This window comes from Belliella marina, assembly GCF_042682445.1.
GTDB classification, from domain to species: domain Bacteria; phylum Bacteroidota; class Bacteroidia; order Cytophagales; family Cyclobacteriaceae; genus Belliella; species Belliella marina.
The window spans coordinates 16,787-41,447 of sequence record NZ_JBHUHR010000043.1; the positions used below are offsets into that span (position 1 = coordinate 16,787).

The window sequence follows — 24,661 nt, forward strand, 5'->3', positions numbered from 1 at the left end:
TTATCTTCCTAAATACACTGTCAAGATTGATAGATCTGCTGGAGTCACACCACTGATTCTAGATGCCTGCCCCAAAGTTTCCGGTTTTACCTTGTTGAGCTTTTGTTTCCCTTCAGCTGACAGTGCTGTGATGGCCAAATAGTCAAAGGTGATTGGAATCTTGTAGTTCTCCATATTTGAAAGCTTCTCTACCATCTGTGATTCCTTTTCGATGTAGCTTTCGTATTTGATCTTGATCTCTGCTTGCTCAAGGACATCCTTGTTGTATTTGGATAGATATTGCTTGAATTCGGTATCCAACTCCATAATGTCTTTAAGACCCAGTTGGGGTCTTTTTAGAAGCTTATCTATGGTTATCTTTTCCTTGATTGTAGCTGTATCTAGGCTTTCCAGACCATCATTGATGATTTCAGGAGAAAGTTTTTTCTGTTTTAGGTCATTGATCAGCCTCTCTGTTTCTGATTTTTTGTCCATCATTTTGTCCAATCGGACATCATCTGCCAATCCAATCTGATGACCCATCTGTGTCAACCTCAAATCTGCATTATCCTGACGGAGCAACAACCTGAATTCTGCTCTTGAAGTGAACATCCTGTAGGGTTCTTCGGTGCCTTTGTTGATCAGGTCATCAATCAACACACCTATATAGGCATCTGATCTTTTGAGTAAGAAAGGATCTTTCTCCTCTACTTTCAGCGAAGCATTGATCCCTGCCACCAGACCTTGTGATGCTGCTTCTTCATATCCTGTGGTCCCATTGATTTGACCTGCAAAGTAGAGGTTTTCTATCAACTGTGTCTCCAAAGTGAGTTTTAGCTGGGTAGGTGGAAAGAAATCATATTCTATCGCATAACCAGGCCTGAACATTTTGGCATTTTCAAAACCCGGAATTTTTCTCATGGCTTCATATTGTACATCTTCTGGAAGTGAAGTCGAAAATCCATTGATATACATTTCCACGGTATTCCATCCCTCTGGTTCTACAAAGATCTGATGCCTTTCCCTTTCTGCAAACCTGTTGATTTTATCTTCTATCGATGGACAATATCTAGGTCCCAATCCTTGGATTCTACCATTGAACATGGGTGATCTATCGAAGCCTGTCTCCAAGGTATTGTGTACTGCTTTGTTGGTGTAGGTGATCCAGCAATTATGTTGTTTTTGTAGGGGTTTGGTTTCGTCTGAATAGGAGAATTTCTCTGGGTTTTCATCACCATATTGGATTTCCATCTTGGTATAATCCAGTGATCTACCATCGACCCTAGGAGGTGTTCCCGTTTTCATCCTGCCCGCTTCGAAACCCAATTGAACCAATTGTTCTGTAATTCCTCTTGCCGCTCCTTCTCCTGTTCTTCCCCCACCAAATTGTTTTTCACCGATATGGATAAGTCCGTTGAGGAATGTTCCGTTGGTTAGTACCACTGATTTTCCTGGGATTTCAAGCCCAATACTCGTCCTTACACCTGTTACCCGTTTATCTTTTACGATAAGCCCTGTGATCATTTCTTGCCAAAAATCCACGTTTGGGGTTTGTTCCAAAGCCAATCTCCACTCTTCTGCGAACCTCATTCTGTCATTTTGTGTTCGTGGAGACCACATGGCAGGACCTTTTGATCTGTTGAGCATCCTAAATTGGATCATTGATTTGTCTGAGATAATTCCAGACATTCCCCCCAAGGCATCAATTTCCCTTACGATTTGACCTTTTGCCACACCACCCATTGCTGGATTACAAGACATCTGGGCAATAGTATTCATATTCATAGTACACAAAAGTACTTTTGACCCCATCTTTGCAGCAGCATGTGCAGCTTCACAGCCTGCATGCCCTGCCCCTACTACTATCACATCATATTGTGGAAACATATCATTATCCTTATTAGTGTTCCACGTGAAACATTCGCTTCTTGATGATTTTTGTGAAGCATCTAGTGTTCCACGTGGAACGTTTATATCTTATCAAAAAGTGAAATGGATTTATCTTCCATTTCCCTCATGATTTTTTTATCCTTTTTTGTTTTGTCTTTGTATCCCAGCAGATGTAGGATGCCATGACTCATGACTCTTTGGAGTTCTGTTTGAAATCCATTGTTCTCTCTGGCTGAATTTTCCTTTACCCTATCTATACTGATAAAGATGTCTCCCTCTATCATGTCTGCTTCTTCAGAATTGTCAAAGGTGATGATGTCAGTATAAGTATCGTGGTTAAGATATTCTACATTGATTTTGTACAAATATTCATCCGAACAAAATATATAAGTTAACTCACCTACTTTGTATCCTTCTTGTTCTGCGATGGTTTTGAGCCATTTTTTATGAAGGTTTTTGTTTTTCAGATTGAATCCAGAATCTTCATCAAAGAATTGTACTGCCATTCTAATACATGTAAAATTTCAAAGTAGCCGTTCTTCCTTCATCTTCAAAGCTTACATCATCAGACAAATGCTTCATGATAAAGATTCCCCTCCCGCCTGCTTTTTCCAAATTCTCGGGGGCTGTTGGGTCTTTCAGTTCTTCATAGTTGAATCCTTCGCCTTGATCCTTCACAATGAACTTGATCTCTTCTTCATCAAAATGCAATTCCAAATCTACTGTTTTACTTACGTCCCCCTTGTTCCCATGCAGTATGGCATTGCTGACACATTCTGTCACGGAAATCATGATATTTCCGTAGATATCATCATCTATATGGAATTTCTCCCTTGCATTGTCGATGAAGCTTTCTACGATTTTAATATTCTCTATTAGAGAAGGGATTGAAATTTTTATAGATTTCATGAATCTTATGTTGATGATATTATTATTTATTTAATTTTTCTATGTTAAAGCTCAATCATGATTGGACAATGGTCCGAATGATAGGCTTCTGGCAATATGATCGACCTTTTGACTTTATCTGCCATAGCTTGACTAGCCATATGGTAATCAATTCTCCATCCCAGGTTCTTTCCCCGTGCACCTGCTCTATAGCTCCACCAGGTATAGTGGTGTGGGTCTTGGTTATGTTTTCTGAACGTGTCTGTAAATCCACTTTCTGTAAACTTATCCATCCAAGCCCTTTCTTCAGGTAGGAATCCTGATGAGTTTTTGTTGGAAATGGGATTATGGATATCTATCGGTTTGTGACAGATATTGTAATCCCCACTCAAGATCAAATTAGGGATTTTTTTGGTTAAATCTTGTGAGTAACCATATATATCATCCAAAAACCTGTATTTGAAGTCTTGTCTGATGTCTCCGGTAGTGCCAGAGGGAAAATAGGCGGATATAAACGAAAAGTCATCAAAATCTGCCCTGATTATTCTTCCTTCATCATCATACAGCTGCATGCCCATACCAAATTCAATGTGTTTAGCCTTGATTTTGCTCAATATGGCAGTGCCGCTATATCCTTTTTTTACTGCAGGATACCAATAGATGTGGTAGCCCATGTCTTCAAAGATGCTTTTGTCAATCTGGTTTTCCAAGGCTTTTACTTCCTGTAGACCTATGATATCCGGATCTGTGGCTTTCAACCAATCCGCAAAACCCTTATTCAAGGCTGCCCTGATACCATTGACATTGTATGATACTATTTTCATTCCAATTTTATTTTATATGATAATACGCCCTAAATTCAATTGCCATTTTAAGAATATATTCAGCATATTTCGAGGATCTGTTGACCGTCGACTGTGGACGGTTATTTGCTACGTTATACCTGAATCATTTTACTTACTGGCATTATTGCGGATAATCACTTTATCTCTATTTCAAATTCCTGCTCAAAATACTCTAATACATGAAGTTTTAATAGCTTTTCTTGTTCTAATACATCGAAATGGGGAAGTTTTTTTGTCAATTTCCAATGGGGCCAACCATCTTGGTCAATGTAATCCAATTCATAAAAGCCTGCCAGACTCAATACTTTGCAGATTGCTATGTGCATGAGATCCTGCTTTTGCTCCTTTGTAAATGTCCTATTGCCCTGGCCAAGCTCCTGTACGCCGATCAAGAATAATACACCATTGAGATCGGCTGGTTTTTTTCCTACCAATTCCTGGAGTCCTGTCAGTAGCTTACTCCATCGTTTTTCAAGATCCAGATCCTTTTTAAACATCCGATTTTTCTTTTTCCAATAACTCCCAATATTCTACAGCCCTTCTCAAGTGGGGAATCACAATAGACCCTCCTATCAGCGTGGATATCGAAAATACTTCAAACACTTCTTCTTTGCTCAGACCTGCTTCAAAGGACTTTCCGAGGTGATATTTGATACAATCATCACAACGCAGTACCATGGAGCATGCCAACCCAATCATTTCTTTAGTCTTGACATCCACTGCACCTTCTGCATAGGCATTGGTATCAAGGTTAAAGAAACGTTTGATCACTTTGTTGTCTGCCGACATGATTTTTTCGTTCATGCGGCTTCTGTAATCGTTGAATTCTTCTATAAGATTCATTAAATTTAGATAAGTATTTAAATAACCAGCAAATATAACAGGTATTTTGCTGTCATTCAGTTCTAACAAGCCTTTTTGGATATGCGTTTCACTTTTTTTGAAGATTTTTTGGCATTGGTTTTCCCCAAAACCTGCTGTGTCTGTAAAAGGAGCCTTTTTGACTTCGAAAATCAGCTATGTAAAATCTGTATAGGACGTCTTCCGATCACCAATTATCACCTTCATCCCCAAAACAACGACCTGGTAGTCAAAGTGATGGGATTGACCAATCCCAATTTGGTGATGTCTTTCCTGAGATTTACCAAACGGGGCATGAGCCAAAAGCTTCTCCACAACCTGAAATACAAAAATAAACCGGAGGTCGGAATTGAATTGGGAAGTTTATATGGCCACTTGCTGCAAAAACACGGCTTCTCGGATCAATGGGACTTGGTGGTGCCTGTCCCACTCCATCCGGAAAAGCAAAGAAGGAGAGGCTACAACCAAAGTGAACAGTTTGCCAATGGACTGGCTTCCGTCTTGGAAGTTCCCATGAACCTGGGGCTGATCAGGACCCAATTCACAGAAACACAGACCAAAAAGACCAGAATGGAGCGGATTATCAATGTGTCGGAAGTATTTGCTGTCAACGAAAATGTCCAGATCGAAAACAAACGGGTTTTGTTGGTTGATGATGTGATGACTACCGGGGCTACATTGACGGCATGTGCGAATGTTTTGTTGGAAGGAAAAGCCAAGACGGTGGATTTGGCGGTGATAGCTGCAGGGCGGTTCTGATAGCTGGAATGGATTTTTTGTCCAGGTCTGGTTCTATTTCCCTGTACACCATGGGATTAGTGCAAAACTGACATTATTTGACAGTTAAGGGGGATTTGACGATAAAATTATACTTCTGAATACCAAATAGATAACCATGAATATTTGGACTTGGATATTATTTTCTACAGTGAACATGGTAATCTTTCTTTTATTTTTCTAACTTATTCCAAGCTAATAACCATTAAAATTTTCTGTCTATGCCTAGAGCTAAATCCGATAAAGACCGCAAAATCTTCGTACTCGATACCTCTGTGATTCTATATGCGCACAACAGTATCATGAATTTTGCTGAGCATGATGTAGTCATACCGATTACAGTTTTGGAAGAGCTCGATCAATTCAAAAAAGGAAATGATACCAAAAATTTTGAAGCCCGGGAATTTATCAGGCTTTTGGACAATCTTTCCAAAGACAATATGATCCATAATTGGACTCCCCTCAATGGGAAGACCAAAGGGTTTTTTAGGGTCTTGATGAATCCGGAGAATAACATGAATGCCAATGAAATCTTCGGGGAAGAGAAGAATGACCATAAGATCCTCAATGCAGCACTTCATCTCAAACAGACTGAATCAGGAAGAAAAGTGATATTGGTCAGCAAGGATATCAACCTGCGTCTGAAGGCAAAATCATTGGATATCTTTGCTGAGGATTATGAAACCGGCAAAATCAAAAATATCAACGAGCTTGAGAATACTGGCAAATTTATTATTGAAAATGTTGATCTGGATGTAATCAACCAGCTTTATGAATCCCACCATGTAGATGGGAAGCTGATTTTTGGAAGGAAAAAAGTGAAATCCAACGGCTATTTTATCCTCAAGAATGAGAAGAACTCCGTCTTGACATATTTCAATGCAGAAGATAATACCATGGAGCGGGTAGACAAGCAGTTGGCATACAATGTCAAGCCAAAAAATGCCGAGCAGACTTTTGCACTCCATGCCATACTGAATCCAAGGGTGAAGCTTGTCTCTATCCAGGGAGTTGCAGGTACGGGAAAGACACTCCTTGCATTGGCCGGGGCATTGGAGCAGCGAAGGGATTTCAAGCAGGTGTTTTTGGCACGTCCCATTGTTCCATTGAGCAATAAGGACATCGGGTTTCTTCCAGGTGATATCAAGTCCAAATTGAATCCTTATATGGAGCCATTGTGGGACAACCTGAAATTTATACAGAACCAATACAAAGAATCTGATAAAGAGTATCAGAAGATAGTGGAATTGGTAAACCAGGAAAAACTGGTCATCCAGCCCCTTGCCTACATCCGTGGACGCTCCTTGTCCAATATTTTCTTTATCGTGGATGAAGCGCAGAATTTGACGCCCCATGAAGTCAAGACAATTATCAGTCGTGCCGGTGAAAATACCAAGATCATCTTCACAGGTGATGTATTTCAAATAGATACCCCATACTTGGATTCCCAAAGCAATGGCCTTTCGTATCTGATAGACAGAGTCAAAGACCATCCTTTATATGCGCATATCAAGCTGGAGAAAGGAGAGCGATCAGAGCTGGCTAATCTTGCCAATGAATTGTTATAAAATTGTTTTTCGGCAAAAAGAACCAAAAGATGTCGCCGCAAAAAGTCGATTTCGAGATTCTCTTACCATAGTATGTTGGGAAACATCCTAAATATACAGAAAGATCAAAGGAGTAGCTCCTTTGATCTTTCTCTTTTACCCTAGAGGTTTTCTGAAAAACTAAAATTACTAATAAGCATCCACAATGATGCACGTTGGGTAAGAAAATCCATATGTAAGTTGTGGATACTCGTCAACAGCTTTTGCCTGTGGCGTGGTCGACATAACTTCTAATCGTACATTCAAGAATCTATTTTTCAGCAAGCCCTATCCCAGGTATATTGATTCGCATAACATCGTTTTTGAAATAATCATATTACCAAGTGTGGGACTACCTCTTTTTCATTTTTTTAGAACCTTATTTTTACTTTAAATTTTAGGGAGAGTGTATCAAAACAGAAATTTTTATGCCCGTTAATGTACACTGTTATTTTTTGAATTTGATATAAATACCAATAAATCAATGAATTAAAATTTGGGTTCGAATTTTGGCATATGGAATTTATCCATCGAGGATGCGATAAGTGTAGACCCAACCGTTCAGCTAAATATAGGAAACATGAAAACTTCAATGCTAACCCAAAAAAATGTTTGTGCTTTGTTAGGCTTGATCATGGCATTGACAATCATATTCAGTGCATCTATACAAGTCAATAAAGTAAAAGAAGATCACCAAATAAACATAAGCTATTCCCAGAATCCTGAAACAACCGAAAATTTTGGTCTCAAACTATAATTTATCTTAAAAAATAAACAGAACCATGATCTAATGTAAAATTAGTTCATATCTTTGGAAAACATTCACTGAATGTAACAGAGAGATAAAATAGTTTTAAAAGAATGTCCAAAAAATGTGATTATATCACAGTATCGGAAAAACACAAAATCTATCTATAAGGATAGAAAGACTTTTTGGTTTAACGATAAAAAGGAGGTGAGCATTGCTCACCTTTTTTTTGAACCCAGATGATTGGGTGTTAACTTTCTGTAATGGTATTTAATTTTGCCAGGAAGCTGTTATAATATTGCCTACCGACTTGTACCACTGCACCTGATTCCAAGGTGATTTCTTTGGTATTGAAGTTTTCAATCAGCCCCAGTTGTACGATAAATGATTTTTGAACCCGGAGGAAAAGGTTGGAAGGGAGTTTTTCTTCCATGTCCTTCATGGATTTTCGGATGGTATAGTTTCTGTGTCTTGTATATATCGTGACCATGTTTCCATTGGCCTCTACATAGAAAATATCTTTGTAAGGGACTTTTTCGTATGCATTGTCGGCTTTGATATATACCGCATCCGTTACCAGGTAAGGACTTTCATCCTTGGATTTGACAGTGGCAGTGTCCGAAATAGGATTGACGCGCTTGTTATACAATACGATTTCCACAATTGCATGGATGTCGTTCGTATTGAAAGGTTTTACTATAAAGCCAGCTGGATTTATTCTTTTGGCCCTTTCGATGATTGTTGGATCACTGTAGGAAGTTACGAAGACCAAGGGTGCGTCGACCATTTGTTTTAGGATTTCGCCTAATTCGATACCATCCTTATCACCTTTCAGTTTGATATCCATGAAAATCATGTCAGGTCTGTATTTTTTGACGATTTTTATGGCTTGGTTGGCAGAATTTGCAATATCAATATTTACATAGCCCAAAAGTTCTAAAATCTCTTCTATATTTTCTGCAATGTTTACATCGTCTTCTACGACGAGAATTCTTTCCTCTTTCATATCGGGTGGTATATGGGGTTTTTTGCAATAATATGTTTTACAAATAGTATTTTTTGCATCATAACGCAAGATATATACTATTTACAAAAATAATTCTGTAAAATCAATTTACTTGGGTGGTATCTAATAGGATAGATGGATTTGCAAGATTACAAACTCATCATATCCTTAAATCTGGCAGCCTGTCTTCTACTTACTTCTATTCTTTCACCACCTTTGAGGGTTACGACCAAACCACCATTAAACCAAGGTTCGATTGCTTCCACCCAGCTCAGGTTGATGATGTGTTTTCTGCTGGCTCGAAAAAAAGATTTTTCATCCAATCTTTCATCAAGTGCATTGAGCGATTTGTGAATCATTGGCTTGTTGTTTTCGAAATATACCTTGATATAATTTCCGTCAGATTCGAAAAGGCGCACATTGACCAGTTTTACAAACCAGCATCTGTCCCCATCTTTTACAAACACCTGATCTTCCAAGGTCAACTTCTTCGATCCGTTGGGATTTTCGTTTTCACCTTGCTTTGGTGATTGGTCTTGAAGTTTCTTTTGAAGTCTCACGATGGCATCCTCCAGCCGCTTTGGCTCGATGGGTTTCAGGAGATAATCCAGGGCATTTACCTGAAATGCCTTCAGTGCATATTCATCATATGCTGTGGTGAATATGACATGGGGAACATTGTCCAATTCCTCAAGGAGCTCAAAGCCTGTTTTTTCGGGCATTTGGATATCCAAGAAAACCACATCGGGAAGGAGAGCATCTATTTTTTCTTTCGCATCATCTACATTGGTAGCTTCACCCACCACTTCTACATGATCATAATGTGATAATAAATTGATCAGCTCTTTTCTTGCCAATCTTTCATCGTCGATTACTAGTGCTCTCATTTCTTTGAAATTTTAACCTAATGTAAGGCTTTGTTTTGGAATTTTTATTTCAGTTATGACAAAATCGTTACCGGAATTGAATATTTTGAAGGATGCACGCTCGCCATAGATCAGTTTGAGTCTTTGAATTGTATTGGCGATTCCATGTCCTTCCCCAGGTTTCTTTTTTATAAACGGCTGACTTTTAAGCTGTCCGCTGTTTTTGACTTGGATATACAGATCATCTGTCAATCCTTCATAGCATTTGATGATGATTTCCCCTCCTTTTACCCTATTCGATATACCGTGCTTGATGGCATTCTCTACGATTGTCTGCATCATCATTGGAGGGATTCTATAGTCGAATGCCTCCGGTTCTATTTCATATTTGACATTGAGTCTTTCTTCGAACCGGATTGTCTCTAGGTTTAGATAATCTTTGACAGTATTGAATTCATTTTCGAAATCAATGACACGCTTTTTGTCCATCATCAATGAAAACCTCAAAATGTTGGAAAGTTGGGTGATGGCAGATTTGGCCTTTGCAGGTTCTTCATCAACCAATGCCCTGACACTGTTCAATGCATTGAAAATAAAATGGGGATTTAGCTGGCTTTTCAGGTGATTCAGCTGGATTTCATTGATTTTTGCCTGGTATTTCAAGCTTTGGTTATAATTGTCCAAAAAGTGGAAGAGGTAATAAAGCATGACCCATAATGCATAGAAGAGAAAGCTGACAAAAATGCTGACAGCCAGTACCACCGGCCTGAAATCTATGGCAGGATCAAGGGTGTCAAAGATAAGGTTGATGATAATCTGGGCTATGGTATTGGCGACAGCCAACAGAACCAGGGCTAAGAGTGTGTTCCAAGTCAGTTGGCCTAGGTTTCTGTTGAACCAATTGTGTTTTTTGATCACATACCTCAAGCCATGCGAAGAAATCAAGTAAAACCCGGCCAATGAAAAGAATGCACCCACCTGCACAGAGGATATCCCACGCTCCAAGGATACAAACAATAGATTGATCAGGGCATACCCCAACCATCCCAAAACTTGCAATATCCAATATAGTTTGGTTTTATTCATGTCAGACTTCAAAGATAACCAAGCCAACCAAAGCCCTGACATCAATTATACTAATGGACACATAGCTTTTTTGATAGTCAAATCAGCATGTTAGCTAAGTTCCTCCTTCAAAAACTTGGCCGTATAGCTGCTTTTATGCTTGGCGACTTGCTCTGGGGTTCCCTGGGTGACAATTTCCCCTCCTTTTTCCCCTCCTTCAGGACCCAAGTCCACAATATAGTCAGCTACTTTGATAATATCCATATTGTGCTCAATAATCAAGACAGAGTTTCCTTTCTCTACCAGCTTGTTGAGTACCCTCAGCAAATGCTCGATATCCTGGAAATGCAACCCTGTCGTTGGTTCATCCAATATATAGAAGGTTTTTCCTGTATCCTTCTTCGAAAGTTCCGTTGCCAGTTTTACCCTTTGGGCCTCACCTCCCGAAAGTGTCGTGGCATGTTGGCCGAGTGTGATATAACCAAGACCGACTTCATTCAGGGTCTTGATTTTTCTTAGGATTTTTGGTTGAAATTCGAAGAATTCCACTGCCTGCTCCACAGTCATATCCAATATATCAGAGATGGATTTTCCCTTGAACCTTACTTCTAGTGTTTCCCGGTTGTATCGCTTGCCCTTGCATGTTTCACATGGAATATGCACATCCGGCAAAAAGTCCATCTCGATCAATTTCATGCCAGCTCCTTCGCAGTCTTCGCACCTTCCCCCCTTTACGTTGAAGCTGAATCTTCCCGGTTTATAGCCTCTGATCTTGGCCTCCGGCAATTCTGTAAACAAAGCCCTGATATCCGTGAAAACACCGGTATAGGTGGCAGGGTTTGATCTTGGTGTTCTTCCGATCGGTGATTGATCTACCTCGATTACCTTATCCAATTGGTCTAATCCGGTAATTTCCTTGTGCTCCAAAGGTTCTCTTTTGGAATTGTAAAAGTGCCTGTTGAGCAGTGGGAAGAGTGTTTCGTGGATCAGTGAGCTCTTGCCTGAACCCGATACTCCCGTGACGCAGATCATGCTTCCCAAAGGAAGTTTCAAGTCCACATTTTTCAGGTTGTTGCCTTTTGCCCCTTTGAGTACCAAAAATTCCCCATTTCCTTTTCTACGATTTTTTGGAACCTCTATTTTCAGACCGCCAGACAGGTATTTTGCTGTGATGCTATTTTGCTTCAAAAACTCACTCGGCGTACCTGAAGCGACTATTTGTCCACCATGTCTTCCAGCTCCTGGGCCTATATCCACGACGAAATCCGCGTCCAACATCATGTCTTTGTCATGCTCTACCACGATGACAGAGTTGCCCAAATCCCTCAAATCCTGTAGTGCTTTGATCAATTTGACATTGTCTCTTTGGTGAAGGCCGATACTTGGTTCATCCAAAATATATAGGACACCAACAAGCTGGGTTCCTATTTGGGTGGCGAGCCGGATCCTCTGTGCCTCTCCTCCGGAAAGTGTCCTCAAAGGCCGGTTGAGGGATAAGTAATCCAAGCCAATGTCCAATAGAAATCCTATCCGCTTTCTGATTTCTTTGAGAACTTCCTTGCCAATCAGGTTTTGCCGATCTGTCATCCTGGTTTCCACATCTGCAAACCAGCTTCCCAGGGAAGTGATATCCATCATGGCCAACTCACCGATATGCTTTTCGGCGATTTTGAAGTGTAGGGCTTCTTTTTTCAATCTATAGCCATCACAATCAGGGCAAATTTTAGTGGTAGTGAATTCGCTGACCCATTGCTGGATTTTATCGGAACTACCTTCCTGCTGTTTGGTAAGGAAATTGACTATTCCTTCAAACGTGGTAGTCCAAGTAGTACCGGGGTATTTTACAGAACTGACTTCCACTTCCATCTTATCCCCATAGAGCAGGATTTCGATAACTTTTTCGGGAAGTTTTCCTATTGGGGTTGTAATGCTGCATTTGTATTCTTTGAGAATGGCCTCTATTTTCTTGAATATCCAGATATCCCTAAATTCTCCCAAAGGCGCAATACCTCCTCTGGAAATACTCAGCGTAGGGTCTGGGATAATATTCTCTTGGGTGATTTCTTCTATGATGCCAAGACCATTGCAGGATGGACATGCTCCATATGGACTGTTGAATGAAAAGGTGTTTGGTGCTGGCTCATCATAGGATAGTCCAGTGGTAGGATCCATCAGGTACTTCGAAAAGTGGTGGATATTTCCATCTTCATCTCTGAGCATGATGATCCCTTTGCCATGTTGCAGGGCTGTCTTGAGTGATTGGCTGATCCTGAACCGATCTTCCTCTTCGGCTATGATCCTGTCTATGACGATTTCTATATCGTGGATTTTGTATCTATCTACCTGCATCTTGGGCACTACTTCCATGACTACCCCGTCGATCCGCACTTTTGAGAAGCCCATTTTCCGGATTTGCTCAAAGAGCTCCCGATAATGCCCTTTTCTACCTTTGACTACAGGAGCCAAGACGTATAATTTCTTCCCTAAAAAATTCTCAAACAACTGCTCTACAATCTGATCCTCGGTCTGTCGGATCATTTTTTTGCCTGACAGATAAGAATAGGCTTCTCCGGCCCTTGCATATAACAAGCGCATAAAATCGTAGATTTCAGTCACTGTACCGACAGTAGACCGGGGGTTCTTTGAGGTGGTTTTTTGTTCTATGGAAATTACCGGGGACAAGCCATTGATCTTATCCACGTCGGGCCTTTCCATGCCCCCCAAAAATGACCTTGCATAAGCGGAAAAGCTTTCCATATACCGGCGCTGCCCTTCGGCATAGATGGTGTCAAAAGCCAGGGAGCTTTTTCCACTTCCGCTCAGTCCGGTAATGACCACGAGACTTTTCCGCGGAATGTTGATGTCTATATTCTTAAGATTGTGCTCACGGGCACCGTATATCTCAATATACTCTTTTTTATCCGTAATTGGGTCTGTCATGGAGGGCTAAACCTTTATTATTCAAGCTTGCAAAAATAGGAATTTAAATTGGGGCATCCCAAGATGATTTCAGATTCATCAACCCAATTTCGGGGGAGATAGTTTAGGCTATTTTCGATTGTTGTGAAGATTGCTTACTATTTTACCTACTTGTTCTCATTTTCCTTTTTCTTGAGGGTTTCCAGGTCATCCCCAGTCAGGGTGGATTTCAGTCCAGAGAACACCAAACGCCACCAATAATTGAATTCTGATTTGTGTTTGAGTCTTTGGGTATAGACCACCCCTTTCTGTAGATCCCCATTTTTTCTTGGATTTTGTGATTTGATCACAACCTTGTTGGCTAAAAATGAGCCGATCTTTCTGAATATATTCTGGTCTTTCTCGAAATCTTTGTTCAGGATTTCGATTTCCAAATTATCATACCTGACGATGACTTCACCGGTACCATCAAAATCATTTGCATGGATATTGAAATCCAACCTGTTGATCGTTCCGGATTTTAGACTGACCTTAGCCTCAGGTTCTACGATTTTGTTGATCTCAGTCAGGTCTATTTTTCCCAAATTACCCTTTAACTGGAAGCTGCCAAGAGTATCCGCCAAATCATACTTTACAGTAAGGTTTATTTTTCCTTTGCCCATCAGCATTGCTTGGGCTTCGATATTGAGTTCGTACTTTTCTTGGTTGACTTTGTCCATGTTGCTTATCGCGCCGACGACTGCATTCAGATCGGAAAAATACAGGTAGCCAGAGGTAGGAGCACCGTTATCCGGTTGTTCCTCTATGTGAATATGGCTGTTTTTGATTACGGTATTTTTGATATTGACCGGAAAATCCAAGATGCCAAAGGCTTCATGTGCCATCGGGGGTCTCCTGCCGTAATTGTCCGGTATGAGCTTATTCATAAAAGATTCCAATTTGATATCTTTTACCAACAGGGAGTCAATTTCTATTATGCCATTCCTAAAGTACTCTTGAAAATTCATCCCTTTGATGTCCAAAGAGCCATTTTTCAATTGTAACCAAGCCTTTCTCTTTTCGAAAGATTGGGTATAGGCATACTTTCCCAGCTTATTCAAAATCGAGAAATCCCCAATTTTCATGTTTTTGTCCGCGGTATCAAAGTGAAGGTTTTTGACCTCTGCCATTTGCCGGAATTCATCAAAATGTATTTGGACCTGCTCGATTTTTCCATGGATCAAATCCACGGAAAACAATGCCGTCTCTGTTTGGATATCTTCTTTGGTTAGGACAAAACCTTCTGCGTTTACGGATAGGTTTTGCAGACTCATTCTTATGGAATCTGTTTTGCTGTCTTTATTCTCTAGGTTCAAATTCTGCAAAGAGATGATCCTGACGGAGATCGCATCATAGTCCCTTGTTTCTGGTTTTTCTTCGTTGTCATGATCCTCTTCTCCATTCTCTATATTCAAAGAGTCCATTGGAGGCGTGACACTCAAGATCGTAAGGTTTTCCAATCTCGCAGAATCAACCTGAATGGAGTTGTCCAACAAAAAGCTTTTCCATCTGAAGCCAGAGATCTTTGCTTCCTCCAGCCGAAGACTGACCTTGACCTGATCTGAGTGGATTTCTTCGGTAGGTTGGATGCTGATGTCTTCTATGGACAAGAAGGTGCCGAAATAGTTGTAGTCTAGTTTGATTTTACCAAATGTCACTTCATGATTGCCAAAACCACTCGTTCGGGTAATCATGTTGCTGACTATTCTATCCGCATTGTTGTTGAGGTAAATATTGATAAAGTAAGGTATTCCCCTTAAAACCAACACCAAGACCAAAACGAGTCCCAATAAGGCAATAATGATCTTTTTCATAAAAACTTAAGAAAAGCATGGATTCTTTTGCCTTAAGGTATCAAATAAAATGTAAATTACAAAGATGTAGTTTACTTATTCTAAGGGTGGCAGTTTAATGGTATATTCCCTTTCTTTTTTTATTTTAAGCTTGTCCGAGCGGAGCCAAGGGTTGTGGATTTTCAAGGTTTTGTAGGTGCTGTTGTGTCTAATCGCCCAATCAGCCAGATCATCGATGCTTTGCTTCACTACCAATTCCCTCAGAACGGGTAGTGTGTAATAATCCTCTTTCTGCAAACTAAAACCATAATTTTCGGGATTTTCAAATATTTCTTTGAAAGCCAATATTCTGAAGAGATACCTGCTGGTTTCATCATTGAGCAAAAGGTCGTAATAATTGACCTGTTTTTGTTCTGATTTTCTTTTGGAAAGTCCACCCATCCCCATATTGTAGCTTGCTGCCACGGATGTCCAGCTTCCAAACCTTGCATATGCTGCTTTCAGATATTTGCATGCTGCAATGGTGGATTTTTCCAAATGATAGCGTTCATCCACCTCATTGCTGACTTCCAGGTTGTATTCCTTGGCGGTAGCAGGCATAAACTGCCAAAATCCCCTTGCTCCTGCCGGAGAGACCACATTGAGGAGTCCCGACTCAGCCATTGCCAAATACTTGAAATCTTCCGGAACGTTATAATCTTTGAGGATTTTTTCGATCGTGGGCAAATATTTTCCCGACCGTTTCATCAAGAGGATCATATTAGATTGCCAATAGGCATTCACATAGATTTCCCTTTCAAATCGCTCCCTCACATCATCGATCTTCAAGGGGACGTCTTCACCTGCAAAGTTTATCGATTTTGGAAGTTCAAATAATTTTGCCCGGGTGTCAGGGATTCTAAAGATGATTTCTTCACCCTGTTTTTCCTGGCTGACGGTTATTTCTTCATAGGGCATTTCAGTTTGGTTTTTCTGCGGTATGTACAGAAAAACCAAACCAAAAAGGATTGCAATAAACCCGTATATGATAAAAAGATGGTATTTTTTCAATTTTAGTAATTTGGAGACAATAAATATTTTCCATAAAAATCATCAATGACCTTGACCGCTTCAGAAGGATCATCTACCAGGGAAAACAGATCTAAGTCCTCTACATTGATGTTCCTATTTTCCAACATGGTCTCTTTTAGCCAATCTACCAATCCTGACCAGTAGGTTTTACCCACCAATACTATTGGGAATTTCCCGATTTTGTTGGTCTGGATCAATGTCAAGGCTTCAAACAATTCATCCAAAGTACCAAAGCCTCCAGGGAGTACGATAAATCCTTGGGCATACTTGGTAAACATGACTTTTCTTACAAAGAAATAGTTGAAGGTAATCAGCTTGTCTGGGTCTATGTAGATATTGTTGAACTGCTCAAATGGCAATACAATATTCAATCCGACCGACTTACCATTCTCTGAATGCGCACCTTTGTTACCGGCTTCCATGATTCCCGGACCACCACCCGTGATCACACCATAGCCATGTCTGACAAGTTTGGCGGCAATTTCCTCAGCCATCTTGTAGTAGCCATGGTCTCTGGGGGTTCGCGCAGAACCGAAGATTGAAACACAGGGACCTATTTTTGCCAACTTCTCAAAGCCTTCGACAAATTCTGACATTACTTTGAAAATCGCCCAAGAATCTGCACTCTTGATCTCATTCCAATCTCTTTCCTTGAATGCTTTCCTGATTTTTTCTTCCTGTTTTGGATCGATATTTCCGTTTTGTTCACTCATAATTTTTACATTAAATTAAAAAACAATTTTTACTGCTTAAAAACTGATTAAGCTGTCAAAGTTAGATTTTTCTTTCTAGATAGAAAATTTCCAATTATGATAATCGTTTTGCGGAAAAATAAGTTTCAAAAAAATACTTTTTGCTTTAGATCAAAACTGGTGTTACTTTCGCAGGCTTTTATTTATGAGAATATGAATATACGACAAAAGTCGCTGGAAGTCAGGAAGGTATTTGCTGAAGTGGATGCTGAGATCAAGACATTTTTGGATGATAGCCAGCTTTCATGTGTCAGCGGCTGTGGTGCCTGTTGTGCCAACCCCAATGTACATGCTTCTGTCTTGGAATTTTTGCCTTTGGCTTTTGATCTTTATGAAAAGGGAAAGGCTGAAAAGGCCCTGGAATTGTTGGAAAATGTTGGGGATGGGGCAAACTGCATCATTTATAAATCCCTGAGCGCTGATTCCAAATCGGGATTTTGTTCCGATTATGCGAATCGTGGCATGATCTGTAGATTGTTTGGAAGTGCTGCCAGAAGAAACAAGGAAGGCAAAAAAGAATTGATTACCTGCAAAATCATCAAGGAACAAAAATCTGAACAGTATCAAAAAACCGCACAGGCGATCAAAGATGGCGCAGCTGTTCCGTCCAGTGGTGATGCCTATTCACTGCTGTATAACATTGATTTTAATTTGACACAAGAGCAATTTCCTATCAATATCGCTATCAGAAAAGCCTTGGAGTCAGTATTGAATTATATGTTTTATATGGAAAATGATATGACTGATCCAGTAGATAGTTTTTGAAGCCAGCTTTTTGATGTATATTGTAACTTGTTAAATCAATTTAGTGGTTTTTTAAAATTATATACCATGCTGAATGTTTCAGAAATATTACAAACGATCAAACAGCTTATAGAAGTACGTATTGAAATTGTAAAAAATGAAATCAAAGACCAATTTTCAGATATCTTTTCGAGGATCTTTATATTGGTTTTAATGGGGCTTTTCTCAATGATGATCCTTTTATTTGCGAGTATTTCATTGGCGTTTTATTTGGGTGAGATTTTGTATTCTGATTATAAGGGTTTTTTGTACGTAAGTTTGATTTACTTGATTCTGTTTGTATTGTTTTACTTTCTTAGGGAGTCAAAGAGTATACTACAGACATTTAAACATTTGTTTAGAACATTTATATTCAGGATCAAGAAATAAGTGGACATGAAGGATGATCTTAAAAACAAAGCAGAGGAATTGGAGCAAACGCTTCAGGCACAGTTGGCTTTTCTCAGAAGCGATTCAAGGGACTGGGCAAAAATGGGTGCCGGTGTTTTGCTGGGTGGGCTTGTTGCATTTGGTGTAGTGAGGGCTTTGAAGGGCAAAAAGAACAACAAAAACAAAAAAATCATGGCAGTTCTTGAAAAAGAAGGTTTGCTGGATGATGAAATAGTAGGGAAATTGAATGCTAAAAAAAGCCCGGGATTTGGCGGGAGGTTGGCAGCGATCCTCTTGCCGATAGCAATCACTTACGGAAGGGAGAAGCTGATGAATGCTTACCTTAACCAAAAAGCCCAGGATAGTCAGGACGATGAATCAGAAGATTGAGGAGAAACTTAAGTTCTATGCAAAAGAAGGTAGAAAGGCAGTTGCTTGGTTAATTGATCCAGACAAAACCCTAGATGATTTTTCTTTTTTGGAGCAGGTACAAAAAGCTTCTGCACTTCAGCTGGATTTTATTTTCTTGGGAGGCAGCCTGATCAGTGCAAATGGGATTGATAGGATTATTGGGCTTGTCAAGAAGGTGAATACCGAAATTCCGGTGGTACTTTTTCCGGGAAGTTTACTTCAGTTTTCGGAATTGGCGGACGGGATTTTATTTCTTTCCTTGATTTCCGGTAGAAACCCAGAGTTACTGATAGGACAGCATGTGATGATAGCGCCGATGTTGGCCAAATCCAATGTGGAAGTTTTGCCGACAGGCTATATGCTGATAGATGGCGGTATTGCTACCAGTGTCAACTATATCAGCCAGACTATCCCAATCCCAAACCATAAACCTGATATTGCTGTTGCCACTGCACTGGCAGGAAAGTTTTTGGGACTACAACATTTTTATCTTGATGCAGGAAGTGGGGCGAAAATCCCAGTCTCCAAGGAGATTATCTCTGGGATCAAGGATGCCGTCAATGCCCCTCTCTTGGTTGGCGGTGGTTTGAATGAGCTTGGAAAAGTAAAGACCGCACTCCATGCTGGAGCGGATGTGGTGGTCATCGGAAATGGGGCAGAAAAAAACCCCAGCTTGTTGACTGAGGTTTTGGAATATGTGAATGTGTTGAATTTATCACTGAACATTAATTAATGATTCCCTTCTACGCATTTTGCCCGCAGGCAATCCATACATCATCTTGAATCTTCTGCAGAAATAGGCAGTATCTTTGTACCCTACTTCTTTGCCTATATCCCTGATACTCTTTTTGGAAGTCCTCAACAACTCTACCGCAGCTTCCATTCTTTGGTATTCTATATAATCCTGTGGGTTGATACTGGTCAACATTTTGAAATACTGGCCAACATAATCTTCCGATACATTGGCGACTTTTGCCAAAACCTTGTTTGATAGGTCTCCACCGATGTTTTTCTTGATGTAGTTGAACATATCTATCAGTCGGGGATCTTTGAAATAGGTACTATTTGTAGACAATTCCTCTACAAACAGTCTGTTTTTCAGGATATGTCTGACGATTTCTATTACCAGCAATTCAGTTTGGAGCTTGTTTACCCGTTCTTTGCCCGGAATACTCTGCTCTGATTCTTTGACGATATCTTCAATGATCGTGGCTATTTTGTCATTGAATCGAATCACAAACGGCGGAATGCCCAAAGAATTGAAAAAATTGACTACGTCAAAAACCTTAGCCTCAAAATTTACAACAGTGATACAGTCCTCTTCTGAGTTTTTGATATCTTTGAAACTGATAGTCTGAAGGTATTTTCTCTTGTTATCCAAAAATGTCTCATTTGTCAAATCAGATTTTTTGGTGACATTTCCGAATGATACGTTGCTTTTTCGACCTGCGGGGATAAATAGAATTTCCCCTTCATTGACACCTTCACCATCATCTGAAAACTTCAATGAACCTTGGTGAAGTAAAATCACAGTATTTTCGGTATCATTGTAATCCGAAACACTTACAGATTTATCAATTTTATAGTTATTGCCTTTTAAAAAGCGAACTCCGACGGATTCTATGACTTTATTGTAATATTCCATGAAAGAGGCTGTTTTGGTTTTTCTGTAAAACTAGGATAAATTTCTGCAATATAATGTACTTATCTAATAAAAATTTCATGAATAAAAGAAAAAGGGCATTAAAATTGAATTTTAAGCCCTTATTCACTCATAAATTTTGAATTATCTTAAAATACTACGTGATATAACTATTTTTTGAATTTCACTGGTACCTTCATAAATCTGGGTGATTTTTGCATCCCGCATCAACCTTTCTACATGGTATTCCTTTACAAATCCATAGCCTCCATGGACTTGCACTGCTTCTATCGTGACATCCATAGCCACCTGTGAGGCGTATAGTTTTGCCATGGCTGAGGCATGCGAATAATCTTTTCCCTGGTCTTTGAGCCAGGCAGATTTGGTAACCAATAGCCTGGCGGCTTCTATGTTCGTAGCCATGTCTGCCAGTTTGAACTGGATGGCTTGGTGTTGGCTGATTGGCTTCCCAAAGGTTTTTCTTTCTTTGGAATAGGCCAAGGCCAGTTCATATGCACCTGAAGCTATTCCCAATGCCTGCGCTGCGATGCCTATCCGCCCTCCATTCAATGTCTCCATCGCAAAAGTAAAACCAAAACCTTCATCTCCTATCCTGTTCCCAACGGGGACTTTGACATCGGTAAACATCAAAGAATGTGTATCAGAACCCCTAATTCCCAGTTTATCTTCCTTTTTGCCTATGACAAATCCTTCCCATTCTTTTTCTACTATAAAGGCAGAAATCCCTTTGTGGCCTTTCGATGCATCAGTTTGTGCAATGACCACATAGACACTTGCGGTGTTTCCGTTGGTAATCCAATTCTTGGTTCCGTTCAGGACATAATGGTCTCCACTTAGATCCGCTGTTGTCTTTTGGGAGGTGGCATCGGACCCTGCTTCTGGTTCAGAGAGACAGAATGCCCCCAAGATTTCACCTGATGCGATCCGTTTTAGGTATTTTTCCTTTTGCTCTTCGTTTCCATATTTTTCCAAGCCCCAACATACCAGCGAATTGTTGACAGACATTGCTACAGAAGCTGAGGCATCTACCTTGGAGATCTCTTCCATGGCCAATATGTAAGACACAGTATCCATACCACCACCATTGTATTTGGGGTCTACCATCATTCCAAGGAATCCCAATTCACCCATTTTTTTGATTTGTTCATGGGGAAATTTTGCTTCTGTGTCCCTTTCTATTACTCCGGGCAACAATTCGGTTTGTGCAAATTCCCTTGCTGCATCTCGGACTGCCAGCTGCTCTTCTGTATATTCAAAATTCATATCGATATTTGGGTTAATTGTTTCAAGATTGGAATATAGAGCAAAAAAATAAAAGGGGCAATTTCTTGCCCCTTAAATGTAAACTCAAATTGATGTTTTCAGTTTCTTAGTCTCTATTTCCAAAGAAAATAAAGATGTAATAAGCCAATGTGGCCAATGAAGCCAATGCTGCCACGACATAAGTCATCGCTGCCCATTTCAAGGCATCTTTGGACATGGCGTATTCAGAGCTGGTTACGATGTTTCTTTGGTTGACCCAAGCCAAGGCCCTTCTACTTGCATCAAATTCCACTGGAAGTGTGATAAAAGTAAACAATGTCATGACTCCATATGCACCTACTACTATCAATCCGATAAATTCATAGGGTAACTTGATTAAAAAGCCACCAATAATGGAAGCTATCAACACAATATTCAATATTTTACCACTGGCATTTTGGATAGGCACCATGGCTGATCTTAACTGAAGCCAAGAGTAAGCTGTTGCATGCTGTACTGCGTGGCCACATTCATGGGCAGCTACTGCTGTAGCGGCTGCATTTCTTCCATAATATACATCTGGGCTCAGGTTTACAGTCTTATTAGCAGGATTGTAGTGATCACTGAGCTGCCCTTCTACACAATTGACTTTGACGTCATAGATTTTATTGTCTGCGAGCATCAGCTCTGCGATTTCCTTTCCAGACAGGTTTGCCTGAAGCGGGGTTTTTGAATACTTTTTGAATTTGCTCTTTAATCTGTTGCTTACCACGAATCCCAAGATTCCGAACACAACGACGATAAGTATAATCATAGCTTTGGTATTTTAGTGCTTGTCTTTACGAATTTAGGAAGTTTTAGGTTTTTGTTTTGCAGTGATCTTAAAGAAAATAGCCAAAGCTACCATCCCTAAGGCAATGATCGTCAAAACTTGGCTTCCATGGATGATTGCTGCAAAGATTTTCCCCTGGTCTTCCGATAATCCATAACGTATCAAAATGAACGCCACTAATGCATGAAAGGTACCTATTCCACCTTGGACAGGTGCAGTCATGCCAATACTTCCCATTACCATGACCATCAACACCGCACTGGGTGACAAACTGGCAGTAGCTGGAATCGCCAAGGCAACTGCATACATGGTCAGGTAATAGCTGACCCATATGGCAATGGATGATGCCCAAAAGCCAAACTGGTTTTTTACTTTGCATAGACTGGAGACACCCTGGACTAAGTTTCTGATAAAATGTCTAAGCTTTTTGAAGAAATTCTTGTGCTTATATTTTTTGGATATAAAACGAACAAAAATAATAGTAATGACCAATCCTCCTATGAAAATTGGCAATGCGTTGCTAAGCTTCTCGATTACAGTTTCTACGGAGACCAGCTCAGAAAACAAACTTGTGAAGAGCCTTCTTTCGATAAAAAATGCGAGGAAAATGGAAAAGAGCATAAACAGCAAATCAATGGTCCGCTCCATGAGAACAGTGCCTATTAGCCGACCCATATCTATGCCTTCGGTCTTTTTCAACACCCCACAGCGGGCAACTTCACCGGCTCTGGGCACAATGAGGTTTGCCAAATAACCAACCATCAATGCCCAGAATGTTCTGAGGGAAGATGTTTTTTGGTGTTCTCCTGCATCTATCAACAGCGACCATCTCCAGGCACGGAGCCAAAAACCGAAGATGGATACCAAAATCGACAAGCCAAGCCAAGCCAAAGAAGTTTCCTGGATGACATCTGAAAGCTCGGAAAAACTGATGTCTTTGTATAAAAACCAAAAGATCCAGGTTGCTACCCCCAGGGAAAGCAAGACCTGGATCCATTGTTTGATGGTGAGTCTCAATATTTAAATGACTTTATTGTGGTCGTCTGGGAAAATCAGTACCGGTTTGTGGGATTTGGCTTCCTCAAAATCCATTGAAGCATAGGAAATGATGATGACTACATCTCCCACTTGCGCTTTGCGTGCAGCCGGACCATTTAGACAGACCATACCAGATCCTCGATCCCCTTTGATCACATAGGTTTCAATTCTCTCGCCATTGTTTACATTGACGATTTGCACTTTTTCATTTTCGATGATGTTGGCAGCATCCATCAAGTCTTCATCGACAGTGATGCTTCCTACATAGTGAAGTTCTGCCTGAGTTATCTTTACCCTATGTATTTTGGATTTTAATACTTGAATATGCATGAATTCAATTTGTTTTATGCAAAGCTAATTTAAACTATGGAAAGGTTATCAATCAATCTCACTTCACCTATATAGGCAGCCGTACAGATAGATACTTTTTTTTGCCCTTTGATCTCCTTGAGTTTTTCCAGCGTATCAGTATGTACCAGCTCGAAGTATTCTAATCGCGCTTGCGGTTCATCATGGAATCTCTTTGTCACCTTTTCCCTGATCTCAAACCAATCTCCGCCGTCTAAAAGTTCATCTTTGGCAAAAACCAAGCATTTGTAAAGGATGGTTGCAGTCAGTCTTTCATCTGGATTGAGCCTCACATTCCGGGAAGACATAGCCAATCCATCCTGTTCCCTGATAGTCGGGATTACGATGATCTCCACATCAAAGCAAAGGTCCACTACCAGGCGTTTGATGATCGCAACTTGCTGCAAATCCTTCTGTCCGAAGTAAGATTTATCAGGTTTAACAATGTTTAACAATTTAGAAACCACCACACCAACTCCGCTAAAATGCCCCGGACGGAAGGCTCCTTCGAGGGTTTTATCCAGGTCACCAAAGTCCATTTTTAGGAGGGTTTCTGCTGGATACATCTCTTCGAGATTTGGCAAAAAGATGAAATCGACCCCTTTTTCTTCCAGTAATTTAAGGTCTTCTTCGATCGTGATGGGGTAATTTTCGAAGTCTTCTTTGTTGTTGAATTGGGTGGGATTTACAAAAATAGAGACAATTACAACCTCAGAAGATAATTTTGCATTTTCTACCAAGGACAGATGTCCCTTGTGCAATGCGCCCATGGTAGGTACAAAACCTATGGTTTTTTGACTGGTTCTAAGAATCTGTAGAGCTGATTTTACAGCCTGTTTGGTCCTAAGGATTGTCACAATTTGGAAATT

Annotated in this window: 26 protein-coding genes; 7 read left to right on the top strand and 19 right to left on the bottom strand. The window is 40.2% G+C overall.

Annotated elements, in window-relative coordinates; genetic code table 11:
• The 6 genes from mnmG to ACFSKL_RS16540 all read right to left on the bottom strand — a co-directional run bounded on the left by mnmG (window position 1) and on the right by ACFSKL_RS16540 (window position 4,445).
• On the bottom strand, window positions 1-1,866 hold the full coding sequence (gene mnmG / locus ACFSKL_RS16515) for a tRNA uridine-5-carboxymethylaminomethyl(34) synthesis enzyme MnmG (protein ID WP_376887439.1): 1,866 nt from the start codon (window positions 1,864-1,866) through the stop codon (window positions 1-3).
• A gap of 83 nt (window positions 1,867-1,949) precedes the next feature.
• Window positions 1,950-2,375: an rRNA maturation RNase YbeY gene (gene ybeY, locus ACFSKL_RS16520; RefSeq protein WP_376887440.1), complete on the bottom strand. Its 426-nt coding sequence runs from the start codon at window positions 2,373-2,375 to the stop codon at window positions 1,950-1,952.
• Window position 2,376: 1 nt separating this feature from the next.
• A complete protein-coding gene (locus ACFSKL_RS16525; RefSeq protein ID WP_376887441.1) occupies window positions 2,377-2,778 on the bottom strand; it encodes an ATP-binding protein in 402 nt (133 codons plus the stop codon).
• Window positions 2,779-2,822: 44 nt separating this feature from the next.
• A complete protein-coding gene (locus ACFSKL_RS16530) occupies window positions 2,823-3,581 on the bottom strand; it encodes an exodeoxyribonuclease III (RefSeq protein ID WP_376887442.1) in 759 nt (252 codons plus the stop codon).
• 155 nt (window positions 3,582-3,736) lie between these two features.
• Window positions 3,737-4,099 (bottom strand): hypothetical protein, encoded by a 363-nt coding sequence (locus ACFSKL_RS16535; protein WP_376887443.1) that lies wholly within the window; start codon window positions 4,097-4,099, stop codon window positions 3,737-3,739.
• On the bottom strand, window positions 4,092-4,445 hold the full coding sequence (locus ACFSKL_RS16540) for a carboxymuconolactone decarboxylase family protein (RefSeq protein WP_376887444.1): 354 nt from the start codon (window positions 4,443-4,445) through the stop codon (window positions 4,092-4,094). Before ACFSKL_RS16540 ends, ACFSKL_RS16535 begins: the two co-directional genes overlap by 8 nt.
• A gap of 81 nt (window positions 4,446-4,526) precedes the next feature.
• On the opposite strand from ACFSKL_RS16540, the gene ACFSKL_RS16545 reads away from it, so the two are divergent.
• From ACFSKL_RS16545 to ACFSKL_RS16555, 3 genes are all read left to right on the top strand, one after another.
• Complete coding sequence (locus ACFSKL_RS16545; RefSeq protein WP_376887445.1) at window positions 4,527-5,222, top strand: ComF family protein; 696 nt, start codon at window positions 4,527-4,529, stop codon at window positions 5,220-5,222.
• Window positions 5,223-5,461: 239 nt separating this feature from the next.
• A complete protein-coding gene (locus tag ACFSKL_RS16550) occupies window positions 5,462-6,808 on the top strand; it encodes a PhoH family protein (protein ID WP_376887446.1) in 1,347 nt (448 codons plus the stop codon).
• Window positions 6,809-7,406: 598 nt separating this feature from the next.
• Window positions 7,407-7,583: a hypothetical protein gene (locus ACFSKL_RS16555; protein ID WP_376887447.1), complete on the top strand. Its 177-nt coding sequence runs from the start codon at window positions 7,407-7,409 to the stop codon at window positions 7,581-7,583.
• Window positions 7,584-7,824: 241 nt separating this feature from the next.
• On the opposite strand, the gene ACFSKL_RS16560 is transcribed toward ACFSKL_RS16555, so the two are convergent.
• The 7 genes from ACFSKL_RS16560 to ACFSKL_RS16590 all read right to left on the bottom strand — a co-directional run bounded on the left by ACFSKL_RS16560 (window position 7,825) and on the right by ACFSKL_RS16590 (window position 17,046).
• Window positions 7,825-8,580, bottom strand: coding sequence for a LytR/AlgR family response regulator transcription factor (locus ACFSKL_RS16560; RefSeq protein WP_376887448.1), 756 nt, complete (start codon window positions 8,578-8,580; stop codon window positions 7,825-7,827).
• A 149-nt stretch (window positions 8,581-8,729) separates the two neighbouring features.
• Window positions 8,730-9,467, bottom strand: coding sequence for a LytR/AlgR family response regulator transcription factor (locus ACFSKL_RS16565; protein WP_376887449.1), 738 nt, complete (start codon window positions 9,465-9,467; stop codon window positions 8,730-8,732).
• A 12-nt stretch (window positions 9,468-9,479) separates the two neighbouring features.
• The gene (locus ACFSKL_RS16570; RefSeq protein ID WP_376887450.1) at window positions 9,480-10,532 is read right to left on the bottom strand and encodes a sensor histidine kinase; all 1,053 of its coding nucleotides are present in this window, start codon (window positions 10,530-10,532) and stop codon (window positions 9,480-9,482) included.
• Between the two features lie 90 nt (window positions 10,533-10,622).
• The gene (gene uvrA, locus ACFSKL_RS16575) at window positions 10,623-13,451 is read right to left on the bottom strand and encodes an excinuclease ABC subunit UvrA (RefSeq protein ID WP_376887451.1); all 2,829 of its coding nucleotides are present in this window, start codon (window positions 13,449-13,451) and stop codon (window positions 10,623-10,625) included.
• A 146-nt stretch (window positions 13,452-13,597) separates the two neighbouring features.
• Window positions 13,598-15,283, bottom strand: a complete 1,686-nt coding sequence (locus ACFSKL_RS16580) for a hypothetical protein (RefSeq protein WP_376887452.1) — start codon at window positions 15,281-15,283, stop codon at window positions 13,598-13,600.
• Between the two features lie 75 nt (window positions 15,284-15,358).
• Window positions 15,359-16,312, bottom strand: a complete 954-nt coding sequence (locus ACFSKL_RS16585) for a lytic transglycosylase domain-containing protein (protein WP_376887453.1) — start codon at window positions 16,310-16,312, stop codon at window positions 15,359-15,361.
• Window positions 16,313-16,314: 2 nt separating this feature from the next.
• A complete protein-coding gene (locus tag ACFSKL_RS16590; RefSeq protein ID WP_376887454.1) occupies window positions 16,315-17,046 on the bottom strand; it encodes an LOG family protein in 732 nt (243 codons plus the stop codon).
• Between the two features lie 192 nt (window positions 17,047-17,238).
• On the opposite strand from ACFSKL_RS16590, the gene ACFSKL_RS16595 reads away from it, so the two are divergent.
• From ACFSKL_RS16595 to ACFSKL_RS16610, 4 genes are all read left to right on the top strand, one after another.
• Window positions 17,239-17,850 carry a YkgJ family cysteine cluster protein gene (locus ACFSKL_RS16595; protein ID WP_376887455.1) on the top strand — a complete coding sequence of 204 codons (612 nt, stop codon included), beginning with the start codon at window positions 17,239-17,241 and terminating at the stop codon, window positions 17,848-17,850.
• A gap of 66 nt (window positions 17,851-17,916) precedes the next feature.
• The gene (locus tag ACFSKL_RS16600; protein ID WP_376887456.1) at window positions 17,917-18,258 is read left to right on the top strand and encodes a phage holin family protein; all 342 of its coding nucleotides are present in this window, start codon (window positions 17,917-17,919) and stop codon (window positions 18,256-18,258) included.
• A gap of 6 nt (window positions 18,259-18,264) precedes the next feature.
• Window positions 18,265-18,648, top strand: a complete 384-nt coding sequence (locus tag ACFSKL_RS16605; RefSeq protein WP_376887457.1) for a hypothetical protein — start codon at window positions 18,265-18,267, stop codon at window positions 18,646-18,648.
• Window positions 18,632-19,402 (top strand): phosphoglycerol geranylgeranyltransferase, encoded by a 771-nt coding sequence (locus ACFSKL_RS16610; RefSeq protein WP_376887458.1) that lies wholly within the window; start codon window positions 18,632-18,634, stop codon window positions 19,400-19,402. Before ACFSKL_RS16605 ends, ACFSKL_RS16610 begins: the two co-directional genes overlap by 17 nt.
• Here ACFSKL_RS16610 and ACFSKL_RS16615 read toward each other — a convergent pair.
• From ACFSKL_RS16615 to panC, 6 genes are all read right to left on the bottom strand, one after another.
• The gene (locus ACFSKL_RS16615) at window positions 19,385-20,314 is read right to left on the bottom strand and encodes a helix-turn-helix domain-containing protein (RefSeq protein WP_376887459.1); all 930 of its coding nucleotides are present in this window, start codon (window positions 20,312-20,314) and stop codon (window positions 19,385-19,387) included. The genes ACFSKL_RS16610 and ACFSKL_RS16615 overlap by 18 nt on opposite strands.
• A gap of 141 nt (window positions 20,315-20,455) precedes the next feature.
• The gene (locus tag ACFSKL_RS16620) at window positions 20,456-21,595 is read right to left on the bottom strand and encodes an acyl-CoA dehydrogenase (RefSeq protein ID WP_376887460.1); all 1,140 of its coding nucleotides are present in this window, start codon (window positions 21,593-21,595) and stop codon (window positions 20,456-20,458) included.
• A gap of 106 nt (window positions 21,596-21,701) precedes the next feature.
• Window positions 21,702-22,388, bottom strand: a complete 687-nt coding sequence (locus ACFSKL_RS16625; protein WP_376887461.1) for a zinc metallopeptidase — start codon at window positions 22,386-22,388, stop codon at window positions 21,702-21,704.
• Between the two features lie 33 nt (window positions 22,389-22,421).
• Complete coding sequence (locus ACFSKL_RS16630; RefSeq protein WP_376887462.1) at window positions 22,422-23,423, bottom strand: lysylphosphatidylglycerol synthase transmembrane domain-containing protein; 1,002 nt, start codon at window positions 23,421-23,423, stop codon at window positions 22,422-22,424.
• A 3-nt stretch (window positions 23,424-23,426) separates the two neighbouring features.
• Window positions 23,427-23,774 carry an aspartate 1-decarboxylase gene (gene panD / locus ACFSKL_RS16635; RefSeq protein WP_376887463.1) on the bottom strand — a complete coding sequence of 116 codons (348 nt, stop codon included), beginning with the start codon at window positions 23,772-23,774 and terminating at the stop codon, window positions 23,427-23,429.
• A gap of 29 nt (window positions 23,775-23,803) precedes the next feature.
• Complete coding sequence (panC, locus tag ACFSKL_RS16640) at window positions 23,804-24,649, bottom strand: pantoate--beta-alanine ligase (RefSeq protein ID WP_376887464.1); 846 nt, start codon at window positions 24,647-24,649, stop codon at window positions 23,804-23,806.
• Window positions 24,650-24,661: the final 12 nt, after the last annotated feature.

Bases quoted from the DNA above. Each gene is read 5' to 3' on its own strand.
- mnmG (WP_376887439.1), bottom strand. From the start codon at position 1,866: ATGTTTCCACAATATGATGTGATAGTAGTAGGGGCAGGGCATGCAGGC.
- ybeY (WP_376887440.1), bottom strand. From the start codon at position 2,375: ATGGCAGTACAATTCTTTGATGAAGATTCTGGATTCAATCTGAAAAAC.
- ACFSKL_RS16525 (WP_376887441.1), bottom strand. From the start codon at position 2,778: ATGAAATCTATAAAAATTTCAATCCCTTCTCTAATAGAGAATATTAAA.
- ACFSKL_RS16530 (WP_376887442.1), bottom strand. From the start codon at position 3,581: ATGAAAATAGTATCATACAATGTCAATGGTATCAGGGCAGCCTTGAAT.
- ACFSKL_RS16535 (WP_376887443.1), bottom strand. From the start codon at position 4,099: ATGTTTAAAAAGGATCTGGATCTTGAAAAACGATGGAGTAAGCTACTG.
- ACFSKL_RS16540 (WP_376887444.1), bottom strand. From the start codon at position 4,445: ATGAATCTTATAGAAGAATTCAACGATTACAGAAGCCGCATGAACGAA.
- ACFSKL_RS16545 (WP_376887445.1), top strand. From the start codon at position 4,527: ATGCGTTTCACTTTTTTTGAAGATTTTTTGGCATTGGTTTTCCCCAAA.
- ACFSKL_RS16550 (WP_376887446.1), top strand. From the start codon at position 5,462: ATGCCTAGAGCTAAATCCGATAAAGACCGCAAAATCTTCGTACTCGAT.
- ACFSKL_RS16555 (WP_376887447.1), top strand. From the start codon at position 7,407: ATGAAAACTTCAATGCTAACCCAAAAAAATGTTTGTGCTTTGTTAGGC.
- ACFSKL_RS16560 (WP_376887448.1), bottom strand. From the start codon at position 8,580: ATGAAAGAGGAAAGAATTCTCGTCGTAGAAGACGATGTAAACATTGCA.
- ACFSKL_RS16565 (WP_376887449.1), bottom strand. From the start codon at position 9,467: ATGAGAGCACTAGTAATCGACGATGAAAGATTGGCAAGAAAAGAGCTG.
- ACFSKL_RS16570 (WP_376887450.1), bottom strand. From the start codon at position 10,532: ATGAATAAAACCAAACTATATTGGATATTGCAAGTTTTGGGATGGTTG.
- uvrA (WP_376887451.1), bottom strand. From the start codon at position 13,451: ATGACAGACCCAATTACGGATAAAAAAGAGTATATTGAGATATACGGT.
- ACFSKL_RS16580 (WP_376887452.1), bottom strand. From the start codon at position 15,283: ATGAAAAAGATCATTATTGCCTTATTGGGACTCGTTTTGGTCTTGGTG.
- ACFSKL_RS16590 (WP_376887454.1), bottom strand. From the start codon at position 17,046: ATGAGTGAACAAAACGGAAATATCGATCCAAAACAGGAAGAAAAAATC.
- ACFSKL_RS16595 (WP_376887455.1), top strand. From the start codon at position 17,239: ATGAATATACGACAAAAGTCGCTGGAAGTCAGGAAGGTATTTGCTGAA.
- ACFSKL_RS16600 (WP_376887456.1), top strand. From the start codon at position 17,917: ATGCTGAATGTTTCAGAAATATTACAAACGATCAAACAGCTTATAGAA.
- ACFSKL_RS16605 (WP_376887457.1), top strand. From the start codon at position 18,265: ATGAAGGATGATCTTAAAAACAAAGCAGAGGAATTGGAGCAAACGCTT.
- ACFSKL_RS16610 (WP_376887458.1), top strand. From the start codon at position 18,632: ATGAATCAGAAGATTGAGGAGAAACTTAAGTTCTATGCAAAAGAAGGT.
- ACFSKL_RS16615 (WP_376887459.1), bottom strand. From the start codon at position 20,314: ATGGAATATTACAATAAAGTCATAGAATCCGTCGGAGTTCGCTTTTTA.
- ACFSKL_RS16620 (WP_376887460.1), bottom strand. From the start codon at position 21,595: ATGAATTTTGAATATACAGAAGAGCAGCTGGCAGTCCGAGATGCAGCA.
- ACFSKL_RS16625 (WP_376887461.1), bottom strand. From the start codon at position 22,388: ATGATTATACTTATCGTCGTTGTGTTCGGAATCTTGGGATTCGTGGTA.
- panD (WP_376887463.1), bottom strand. From the start codon at position 23,774: ATGCATATTCAAGTATTAAAATCCAAAATACATAGGGTAAAGATAACT.